Raw genomic sequence first — 11238 nt, forward strand, 5'->3', positions numbered from 1 at the left:
TTATTAATTTTAATTAGTGTGTAATGCTGAACACACAAGCTAGCTCTGTAGTTGAGGCCTTAATTGTTCAGCATACTTTGCGATTATAAATAAATGCGCTCAGGGTGAGGATGGGATAAAAAGTCGTGGTGAGAAATATGCCAACCGTACGCCCCTGCTTTTTCAAACATAACAATATCACCCACACGTAAACGGGCTATTTTAACCCCTTTTGCTAACACATCTTTTGGTGTGCAAAGTTCACCACATAACGTAACTGGTGAGTCTAATAGCTCTGGCCGTGCAAATGGATATGGCCACAAAGCACGGTTTATAACAATAAATGGATGACTATGCTGCCATGATGAAGGCAATCTGAAGTGATGATTACCACCACGTAAGATTGCAAAGTTCTCTCCATGATTGCTTTTTATATCCGTCACTTGTGCTAAATACACACCACAATATGCACTCACAAAACGGCCACACTCCATGGCAATATTGAGCATGGGGTATTGCTTAAGCAATAGGCTCAATTGCTCACAATAATCCGGCCAATTAAACGCGTGCTGTTCACTTTGATATGTAACACCAATCCCTCCCCCCACATTCACGGTCGTTAGCTGCAAATGATATCGTTGCTGCCACAGCATTGCTGTGTCGATATATTTCGCAATTGCTTTAATATGTGTTGTCTCTTGTAAGTTATTAGAAATACAGTGAAAGTGAAATCCGATAACACGTAAGTTTGGATATAACAACAATTCATCTAAGATGCATTCAAGCTCACTTTGCTCAATCCCAAACTGTGTTGCTTTACCCGCCATTTGCAAAGTAGCATCTGGCAATTCAAAACTTGGATTAACCCTTAGCAGCACATCAATAACCTTACCTTGTTGTTGTGCAAGCCAATTTAGCCTATCCATTTGTAATCGGCTTTCAAGATGAAACAAAGTAACATTGTGCGCTAACGCAGACTTGAGTTCTGTTAGGGTTTTTCCTGGGCCACCAAAGGCGATAGGTACACTGTCACTTACCACTCTTACCTTTTCAATTTCACCCTGTGATGCCACTTCAAAACCATATACGTGAGGAAGTAAAGCATGCAAAACCTGCTCATCACTATTAGCCTTAATTGCATAGTAAAATTGCACCGACTCAGGTAACGGGCGCAATAGTGATTGCACATGTTCTGTTAAGCTACTTAAATCATATAAAAAAGCGCACACTTCTTGAGATTGTTTTGCGATATATTCATTCACTTTTTCAATACATACCGTCACTATCTTAGCTCCTGCTTAAATTGGGAGATATGAGCTTGATGAGCATTTCGCATAATGGAGCGATCATCACCTAAAACAAAGTTGCTCACACCACTATCTTGCCATGTAGCGACCATTTCGGTTGTGCGAGGAATTGCCATAAAAGCACTTTGTGCATTTTGACATGCTTGAGCTACTTGGCGAACACCTGAACGCACACTAGGGTGTTGGGTTTGCCAAGGTACTCCCATTGACTGAGATAAATCAGCAGCGCCTTCAAGTAATGCATCTACTCCTAACGTTGACGCTATCTGCAGCGCATTTTCTACACCCAACTGCGTTTCTATCATCGCTACTACCACTACTTGCTTATTCGCCTCAGGTAAGCTTTGTGATAGATCTTTAGTGGCATATTGGTTTAAACGTGTAGAGTTCAAGCCTCGCTGTCCAAGAGGGTGATAATAACAGCACTGCACTAATGCTTGAGCTTGGGCTTGCGTTTGTACCATTGCAGCAACAATACCGCTTGCTCCCGCATCCAATAAAGGGGCTACCAAATCTAGTCGCCTCTGAGGGATCCTAACTAACACATCAAGTTCAGCTACGCGCGATGCTAACAAGGCAACTTCTACATCACGCATATCATGTAGCGTGTGTTCTAAATCGAATATCACAAAGTCATACCCAGATAACGCAAGTTGCTCTATGGCTACTGCACTTGGAATAGAGCAAAACACCCCAAAACAAGGGGATGTTTGCAATAGTCGCTGTTTTAAATTGTCTTTATTCATGTTCAAAGCCCTCGTTAGTTGCATGCGCTAACGGATTGCTTACAGACATCACTCTTAAGCGCTGTTCAGGTAAAAAACGTCTACTAGCCAATTGTTCAACATCAATTGTTGGTGCAAGAAAGTCAAATATTTCAAAGCGTTCATTTAAATGGGGATGTGCATACTGATAGCGCTCAACACGGCTTCTAACTAATCCCCAGAACGCCTCACCGTTAAGTTCAAAATGCTGTTCAACAAACCAGCCAAGTTCAGCAAGATTAACAAAGCACAAAGCATCTTGTGTAAAGTCACGTAACTCCTCTTTGCTGTCAGTTTGTAAAAACGAATTAGGGTTAACTCGCGCATGCTCAGCAGGTGATTCAATCAAGTTTGGCAGCAGCTCAGGCTTATCTAATAAACCCATACTAAACCTAACACCATCATGAAAATCTTTTAGCGCCACCTGTTTAGGCAATCCTTGTCGGTGTACCAAAAGCATATTTTGCGCATGTGATTCCATAGCCACGCCATGCTGCCAAAGCATATGCATCACCGGAAGGTACACCTTATCAACCAAGGCACTTAACCAAGTAGTCAATCCGTGTTGCTGTACCCAAGGTGCGATTAAGGGTTGCTCATCTACATCTAGCTGCATTAATGCGGTGACTGGCACTACTGCATCGCTTATTTTCACATGCTTGTATACACTCTCACGCCAAATACATCCCAAAGCGCCATATTGTGCATTAAGCATTGCTTGTGCATGTACACTCGCTCCCGCAACTTCTTTCAAAATTATCGGACGTGTTACTTGCTGCCAAGCTTTGTCATCATCTAGTAGAGAACATAGCCAATCACTTATCATACCGGCATTGGCAATGGTATGAGGAGCTAATACTCGTGAGGTTGAAGTATTGGTTATACTCAAAGCAAGCTTTACTGACAACGCCTGTTCATCGCTGTAATCACTTAAAGTACGAATTGACTGCTGAGGTAAGTAACGATGTCCATCAATTTCAATTGGATAAACCCCTTGCCTTGATGCAAAATAAACATCCCCAATATGACGCCATTGCCAAGGATGTACAGGTAACAGCATCACTTGTTCAAGGGTAATATCATGAAGCTTTAGTTGCGCTTCTATTTGTAATAGTTGACCATCGTTAAAGTGATTACGCGCTAAAACGTTTGGGTTGTAGCCCTTAGCAAAATTTGCACTAAGCTGTTTTAAATCTACAGCCAGCCATTTTAGGTGAATGGGCTTGGCAAGCTCAGGGCCATATTGAGCATTATCTTCAAGGGTAAAGCCTAAACGAGATTTAAAGCTCGGATGATATAAATGGCCATTACTTATCTTGGCTTCACAGTGTATATAATCCATTTCTCTTAGCGGCCTATCAGGGACACTCGCCAAAACTTGAGCATGCTTTTGAACTGTGTGATGTAGCTCATCATAAAACCTTGACCAAGCATCACTAGCTGTCAACTCTAATGCCCCCAAGTCTCTCATAATATACTCAAGTGTCACAGCTGTTGAACGACCATTATAATAACGCACCAAAGTGTGTGGTTGCAGTCTAATACGATCAAAGTGTGCGGTTTTTTGTGCAATTACTTCATAATAATTATCTCCCCCTAGTGCAACCACCAGCTTATTTTGACGCCACTTATAACCTAAAACTTGCTCGTACAGCAATGCCTCTAGTAACTGCTTAACCACTCTTTGTTCAGACTGTTGATGCACCAATGGCTGTGCTTGATCTTGAAACATAAGTGGATTTGCTATGTGTATCCATTTAGGTGACTCACCACATCCATGCAAGGTACTGAGTAAGTTGCCTTTGGCAGGTAATGTTGCACAGTTGAGTAAAGCAACGGCTTGCGGTTTTGCTTCGTCATCATGTGCAATGTTAGTTAAAAAGTCTCGAGTAATTGACCACAGTTTTGATTCTGATATTGCATGATTACGCGCTACAGCTGCCAATACATGAGCAATATGATTAACTACAACATAATACTGATAACGGAACCATGCCTCATCAGCACTGTAACTGGCTGCACTTTGCGGCGCAAGCGCAGACTGCTGCTGAGCACAGATGCTACACCCCTCCATATCTCTGACTACTAACATGCTGGGCCAACCGTTTTCAAAGTACATTAAGGCATTTTGCAAATGGGCTTCTAAGCTCACACCTGAGCGAGCATACAACCTAAGTGTAGGTAGCAACGCAGCATTTAAATACGCTTGCCACCACTTAGCCAAAAAAACACTATTTTGTGTTGTCTCCTGCGCTTTAGCAGCTTGTGAGATAAATCCACTTAAGGGCATAGCACCGGTGATAGGTGACTCTTCTACCAAAGCCGCTAAAATACGAGTCTGCGCTTGTATTGTTTTATCGAGACCTTGTCGATATAAAACGGCAAATGACGCAGCCAATGATTCATCATTAATCGTTTGATAGGCAAGTTCAGGCAGTAATATTAGGCGCTCAATGCCATCATCAAGATGCTGTTGGACAATCACTTCACTGGCATCAAGTGCTCGCTCTAAATGGCTTGGCGGATTATTGCGTACAAAGTTGGTGATCCGCACGTCAATTGCCAGCTTTAAGAAAATACCTTGCTTTGGTGCAAACACCGTTCTGACAGAAGATGTAGGCCATACAGTTTCTCCCATTGGCCCCAAAGAAATAAGTGAATTTTCAGCTAAATATGACTTAACTGTTGCGCTTTCAATTAAATAATTTGCCTGCCAAGGGTGACACGGTAATAAATAATAATTGCCAAAGCGCTCAGGGAGTAATTGCGCTGCTTCTTGTATTACAATAGGGTCCAAAGGGATTTTATAATCGTTGATAACACGCTGTTTCACCAATTCCGGTGATACCGCAAAGTAATGTAGCTTAAATGCAGCGCCCATTTCTGGACTATACCGCGCTAAATCCTCTTCATTAAAGCCTTGACATGCTTTAGAGGTGACATGAAATGGGTGACCTAATAGTAACCCCTGCTCCGCAATAATAAAGCCATCTCGACATTCATTTTGCTTTGCAAGTTCACCCTGCTGAGCAACATAATAACGACAATGGCGAACACTATTCGTCACTTTTTGATAAAAAGCATTAGCCTGATCAATACTGCTGACCTGTGCAAGCGCATCACATAAATGCTTTAGTAACACATCAATATCGGTGAGCAATGTAATTATACCCGCTTCGTTAATCGCTATAGGCACCTTATAATTGTGGTAACCCGTTAAGGAGTAATGTTGTAAGTCAAACAATACTTGCTTGTTATCTTGCGCTAACGGCACAGCGAATTGATAATGGCCAGTATCGCGACACTGCTGCAAATCAATTTCTCTTTCGCGAATATACGTATTGAGGTATTGTTCAACTAACTTTGTATCTAGTAACGTCCATTGTGATGTATTCATTGTATTTTTACCTTTAAATTAACGTGTTGTGACCAAAGTAATAAAGTCACTAAAAATGCAGCTGCAATAAAAAAACCTGCGGTCAGCCATAGCACGCTATTAGCACCAAAATAAGAAAAGCAAAATGCCACTACAAATGGGCCTATCAATTGACCACTTACTTGGGCACTTTTGGCGCAACCTAGCGCCTTACCCTGTTGAGAAGCTGGGCTTAGTTCGCTGATTTGTAAAAATAAGCTTTGTGATTGCGCAGCAAAAAATGCGCCTTGTAATACTCGCAATAAAGCAATGAGCCAAAGTGATGACATAAAGCTAATTAAAGCAATGGTAACGCCACACCCTAATGCACCGATGGCAAATGTCTGTGCACTCATTCCTTGTACATTTCGACGCCCCCAATATCCGGCTAACGCAAATGTGCCACCCCAAGCTAGAGCATGCATAAAGCCTATTTGGCTAGCTACATTGTCACTCGGCCATATACTAGACATATACAAAGCAAACCCAACAACGAGTGCAAAGGCACCCGCTTGGGACAATGCACCCGCAACAAGCCAAGCCCATATTTGCGCAGACAAAGCAGACCTTAATTGTGGCTGCTTTGTTGTCTCATCATCGCTTGCATTAAATGCGTTGCCATCAAGCAGAAACATCAGACCTATCAAGCAACTGACTGTCACAAGTGCTGTCAGCAGTAACACCTTATCCATGCCAATAGATTGCAAGCTATAACCGCCTACTAGGGGGCCTAGTAAACAAGCCAAAGCAATGGCTTGTTGTTGCAATGCTAATTGGCGGCCCTGACTGAGTATGCGCTCACGACTAAAAAATAGAGTTAACACCACACCTACGCCAGACAGGCCAAGTAATAAACGAGCAGCAATAAATAGCTCAATCGTGTCGAACCACGCCATTCCCAGCAATGACAATAAAAAGATTGATAGAGCAGCAACAAAAATAGACTTATAACGGTAGTAATCTCCCAAGATACCAATTAAAGGTGCGCTCACTAACCCACCTATAGCGGGTGCTGAAAGTGCTAATGCAGAAGAAAATCCTGAGACCGTTTGCTGCTGAGATAATTGCGCCAAATAAAGTGGCATAACGGGGATCAGTACCATTAATGAAAATGTCACCAAAAACTGTGTCGTTAAAACTAAATTGAGCTCTCTAGAAAATTTCACACAAAGGCTCCTGTTGTTGCAGCTTTACTCTCAACAAAGGATTCTCAATGCTAGACATGCTACTTGGCATACCAGTTACATCATCTGATGCGCCAAACAAGGGCGCTAGTACCGCTTTAAATGGCCACCGTTTTGCAGTTAAAATTTCCTGCTTAGCCCATTGACTAAAATCATCATCATTTATTTTTTGAAGTGCCCACTGAACATCTGCAGTTAATTGCTGCCAAAACACCTGCTCTTCTACTACACCATTGAGGGCTTTAGCGATAGCATATAAGTTCACCTGTAAGCCTAGAGTAATAAAATATTTCGCCAATTCTGACATTGTTGGCAAAACTAGAGTGTTTGGTGTTTGCCAATTAATTTGATAATCAGGTAATTCAAGATTATGAATGCTGAGTTGACTTGGGCATATGCGTAATGAGTCATGATCACGCAATACAAAAGTAAAATCATCTTCGTCATTTATATATAAAAGAATGTTTTGACCGTGGCATTCAGGAGATATGCCGTAATACAAAAATTGTAACCCCACATACACAAAGCGACGACACACATTAGCAAACAAGCGGGTAGAATTAATCCCTCCATGCTCTAACATTTGCCACGTTTGCGGATGATTCAATGCCGCCATTGTGAGTGACACTTTTTTATCACGCACAGGTAAAAACCTAAGCTGCACACCAACTTCACCCAGACATTGCAACATGTCTGTTTGCGCGCCTAAACTCCACCATTTACGTTCATCACATAACGCCACATGAGATGCCAATACTGCATGACGAGCGAGCACTTGTTGCAATAACAAATACGCGCAATCACCGTTATATAAATACCGTGGTGGCATCGTACGCATAGCGCCCAAAGGAGTTGCATTGCTAGCGAGTTTTACATGTATACTAGGGTTCTTAGCATGAATAAAGGTTCTTAATGAACTCGTGGCATTACCAAGTTTTGTACTCATTTGTAAGTCGTGACAATCAGATATATCCCGAGCAATTGAAACTTGGCTTATTAACATAGGTAAAGCAACATATCCGCTTGGTAACAGGGCGAGTTTGTCTTGTAATTGTTGCCGCTCTTGCATACCTAAAAGGTCATGGTATGAGTATTCACTGTTACGAGTAAACACCTGCTCTTTCGGGAATGCCCACCACTGCACTTGTTGACTCTGCCAATTTGACAACACATTTTGAAGGCTCCCTTTGGCATGCGCAAATGGGTGATTTGGCCTGTCAACAATTAAAGCATGCCACTCGAATAAGTCCTCTACTTCATTTACGGGCTTATAGGTCTCGAACAATTTTATCGTTGAAAGTACTTCATGCCACTTTGATATAATGCGGTCTGTATTAGTAGCAGGCCACCAAATAGCAGTAACAACGTGACTCATTAATGACAATAATGAAATGGCGACAGGTTGTTGCATCTGTTGTTGCAAATAAATGTCTGTGCTCGTAACTGAGTAAGGCACCATATTTGATGCACACATAGAGCAAGCAAATGCCAAACTGCGTTGTGAGTCCAATTGAATGGTAAAAATACCGTCATGATAATGGCTGTATTCACTAAAACCCCCATAGTTTTCAAGGTAAAGCGCACTTAGCAGCTTTTGAATTACAGCACATCGTGGGTCATACAGCTTAACCGATAAAGTCATCTCTACTCCTTTAAATAGCAAAGCCTGCCTCGGCTTTTTGAGCATATAGCTAATTTTTGATACAAGCGCAGCTATCTTAGCTAGACTGCGCTTGTACCTTTATGATTAAAATAGTGGTAATTTAGTGCCCGTATCTTTAGCCAGTGCCGCATGATAAAACCAGCGAGCACAGACAATGTCGTCAATTGCCATGCCCATTGGGTTTAGTAAAATGATTTCCTCATCATTTTCACGGCCAACCACATCACCTAGTACAATCTCTCCCAACTCTGCATGCAGCTCCTCTTTGCTAAACTTACCTTCTTCCACCAGTTGGTTGATCACTTTCTTTTCACGATTGGACTGCTCCCAATCATCAACAATTACTTTATCTGCCTTAACAAAAACCTCTTTTTCAATATCCATGATGGAAATATTTGAAACAAAACAGCCTTTTTTAAGCCATTCAAATGGGATGTAAGGTGCATCAGATACAGTACATGTGACCAACACATCAGCTTGCTCTATCGCGGCTTGTGCTGATGGGTGAATAACGAACTGTACATTTGGGTAATCTCCTGCAAACTGGCTTATTAATCTATCCGCAGCTATGGCAGATAGGTCATATAAGTGAATTGTTTTGATTGACTGATACTGTTCAAGTAATGTTTGCACCTGCATCTGAGCGATTGGACCACAACCAATAATTGATACATCGCTGAAATCTTTTTTAGCCAAATGCTTTGTTGCTACACCTGTAATCGCGGCGGTACGCATTGCACTGATAAGACTGGCTTCCATAATAGCCACGGGATAATTTGTTTGCGCATCATTTAAAATAATCACGGCGCTGGCTCGCGGCATATCAAACTTACTTGGATTATGTTGACGAGAACCAATCCACTTAATGCCCGCAATTGGGTTTTCACCCCCTAAGTAGCAAGGCATAGCGATAATACGGTCAGCAATATGCGGGGCTTCAGGCCATCTTAAATAGGGCTTAAGTGGCTGAACAAATTCTTGATTAGCGTGAAGCTTTAATCCTTCTTCAATTGCTTCAATAAATGCGTTGCTATGATCTGCGCCCAACTGCTTAAGGTCGGATTGACTTAAATATCTTAATTGTGGTTGTACGGCCATTATATATTTCCTTAACTAGACGATGGTTTCTATGTGTGTATTTGAAAGGTGGTGTTGCTTAACCATATCGTACCAAGCTTGGTCATATACCAAATCTAGATAACGGTCTCCTCTGTCGGCGAACAAGGTTAATACAACACTCTGTTTTGGAATTGATGGGAGCAGTTTTTTAATTGCTGCGACAGCCGAGCCACTAGAGCCACCGGCAAAAATACTTTCTTCTTTAACGAGTTCTCGACATGCGTAAGCAGATTCATAGTCATCAACATAAATTACGTCGTCTACTTCACTTGAGACTAACAATTCGGGTACTCTGCTAGCGCCAATACCTGGTAATTCTCGAGGGCCTGAACAACCACCAAATAATACTGAGCCTTTAATATCAACGGCGATTACTTTAAGGTTCTTATTGGCTTCTTTAAGCCGGCGCGCTACACCCATTAGTGTGCCAGAAGTGCTTGCACCGACAACTAAATAATCAACTTGAACATCTAAATCCCTGAGGATCTCTTGCGCTTCGCCAAAGTAATGGCTACGCCAATTATCAGGGTTAGCATATTGATTAATCCAGACACTATTTAGCGTCTCATTCACTAACCGCTTTACCGTGTCTATTCGAGTTTGTAGATAGCCGTTGTTCTCATCTTTTTGCGTAACTTGAACAACATTTGCCCCATAGATTTCTAATAATTTTAGATTAGTTGGTGAGATTTTTGGGTCAACTACGGCTGTAAATGGCAATGCATGCTGCTGACAAATCATTGCCAGCGCAATTGCTAAATTACCAGAAGAGCTCTCTATGATATGACTGTAAGGAGTAATGTCTCCATTTTTAATACCTTGTTCAACCATGAACTTAGCGGGTCGGTCCTTAATACTGCCACCGGGGTTTAGCATTTCAAGTTTAGCTAATACAGTGTGCTCCTGAAATGGGAATAATTTTTTCAATCTCACTATTGGCGTATTACCAACACATGAAAGGATATTGTTGTAAATCATTTTCCTTTGCCTCCACATTCATTATGGGGCGTCAATTTACACCAAATACAAATGAGATCAATTATTATTTGCGTTTGCATGCGCATTTAATAATTTAGTCTTATAAATATTTTCATTTTCTTAGACGGACTGGTGACTTTTATACAAATACAACCATAAAAAAGTGTCAGCATAATAAGCAATAATGCCAATGCATTAAACAAATGATCAGATCATGTGGCAGATAAATGGCTTAGTAACAAGGCAAAATTGCGGTACGTCATTTTTAACGCAGTTTAACTCGCTAGAATGATCAATATTTTAATAAAATTAGTATAATTCACCGTTTCATACACTTTGGTATTACTTTTAACATTAACTTTGTCCAAAAATACGCCAAACCATCACTTTGCAATGTATATAGTATGAACCAATCATGATGCAAATTTATTAAATAAATGATTATAGTATGTTCAATTTATTCAAATTTTTAAAATAAAAAAGCAATATCTTAATTTGCCAATTAAACTATATGATCAAAATATCGTTTATTTCTTCGCCTACTTTAAGGATTAGTAATGTCAAAAGTGCTTATTGCATTAGTCGTTGGCGGATTTGTTGGAATAATTATTGGAACATGGCTTGGTTTTTCACTTAACATCGGCCGTGATAGACGCTGTGAATTTAACGAAGCTATTGAGCCTATTCGAACTGCTTTAATGAAAGGAGAAGATATCTCTGAGCAAGATATCAGCATAGTCATAGCCAAATTAGGTAAAGATGGCAAAGCCATTCTCAACACTTATTGATCCAATGTACGAAAACTCTATAGTGAATTGTGCGAAAACTG

The 11238-nt window shown here is 41.0% G+C and carries 8 protein-coding genes; 1 reads left to right on the plus strand and 7 read right to left on the minus strand.

Annotation, left to right across the window (positions count from 1 at the left end):
• Window positions 1-83: 83 nt before the first annotated feature.
• From SANK73390_RS20245 to sbnA, 7 genes are all read right to left on the minus strand, one after another.
• On the minus strand, window positions 84-1262 hold the full coding sequence (locus tag SANK73390_RS20245; protein ID WP_462768145.1) for a type III PLP-dependent enzyme: 1179 nt from the start codon (window positions 1260-1262) through the stop codon (window positions 84-86).
• Window positions 1262-2032 (minus strand): HpcH/HpaI aldolase family protein, encoded by a 771-nt coding sequence (locus tag SANK73390_RS20250; protein ID WP_462768146.1) that lies wholly within the window; start codon window positions 2030-2032, stop codon window positions 1262-1264. Before SANK73390_RS20250 ends, SANK73390_RS20245 begins: the two co-directional genes overlap by 1 nt.
• Window positions 2025-5447 carry an IucA/IucC family protein gene (locus SANK73390_RS20255; RefSeq protein ID WP_462768147.1) on the minus strand — a complete coding sequence of 1141 codons (3423 nt, stop codon included), beginning with the start codon at window positions 5445-5447 and terminating at the stop codon, window positions 2025-2027. Before SANK73390_RS20255 ends, SANK73390_RS20250 begins: the two co-directional genes overlap by 8 nt.
• Window positions 5444-6631: an MFS transporter gene (locus tag SANK73390_RS20260; RefSeq protein ID WP_462768148.1), complete on the minus strand. Its 1188-nt coding sequence runs from the start codon at window positions 6629-6631 to the stop codon at window positions 5444-5446. Before SANK73390_RS20260 ends, SANK73390_RS20255 begins: the two co-directional genes overlap by 4 nt.
• Window positions 6618-8291 (minus strand): IucA/IucC family protein, encoded by a 1674-nt coding sequence (locus SANK73390_RS20265; protein WP_462768149.1) that lies wholly within the window; start codon window positions 8289-8291, stop codon window positions 6618-6620. The genes SANK73390_RS20260 and SANK73390_RS20265 overlap by 14 nt, the downstream gene beginning before the upstream one ends.
• Window positions 8292-8396: 105 nt before the next feature.
• Complete coding sequence (gene sbnB, locus SANK73390_RS20270; RefSeq protein WP_462768150.1) at window positions 8397-9410, minus strand: 2,3-diaminopropionate biosynthesis protein SbnB; 1014 nt, start codon at window positions 9408-9410, stop codon at window positions 8397-8399.
• A gap of 15 nt (window positions 9411-9425) precedes the next feature.
• Entirely contained in the window at window positions 9426-10409 is a 984-nt protein-coding gene (gene sbnA / locus SANK73390_RS20275; protein ID WP_462768151.1) for a 2,3-diaminopropionate biosynthesis protein SbnA, read from the minus strand.
• 557 nt (window positions 10410-10966) lie between these two features.
• Between sbnA and SANK73390_RS20280 the strand changes: the two genes are divergently transcribed.
• Window positions 10967-11197 (plus strand): hypothetical protein, encoded by a 231-nt coding sequence (locus SANK73390_RS20280; protein WP_462768152.1) that lies wholly within the window; start codon window positions 10967-10969, stop codon window positions 11195-11197.
• The last annotated feature ends 41 nt before the right edge of the window (window positions 11198-11238 follow it).

It is taken from the genome of Pseudoalteromonas sp. SANK 73390 (assembly GCF_054966645.1).

Coding starts and splice junctions, on each gene's coding strand:
- SANK73390_RS20250 (WP_462768146.1), bottom strand. CDS start 2,032: ATGAATAAAGACAATTTAAAACAGCGACTATTGCAAACATCCCCTTGT.
- SANK73390_RS20255 (WP_462768147.1), bottom strand. CDS start 5,447: ATGAATACATCACAATGGACGTTACTAGATACAAAGTTAGTTGAACAA.
- SANK73390_RS20265 (WP_462768149.1), bottom strand. CDS start 8,291: ATGACTTTATCGGTTAAGCTGTATGACCCACGATGTGCTGTAATTCAA.
- sbnB (WP_462768150.1), bottom strand. CDS start 9,410: ATGGCCGTACAACCACAATTAAGATATTTAAGTCAATCCGACCTTAAG.
- sbnA (WP_462768151.1), bottom strand. CDS start 10,409: ATGATTTACAACAATATCCTTTCATGTGTTGGTAATACGCCAATAGTG.
- SANK73390_RS20280 (WP_462768152.1), top strand. CDS start 10,967: ATGTCAAAAGTGCTTATTGCATTAGTCGTTGGCGGATTTGTTGGAATA.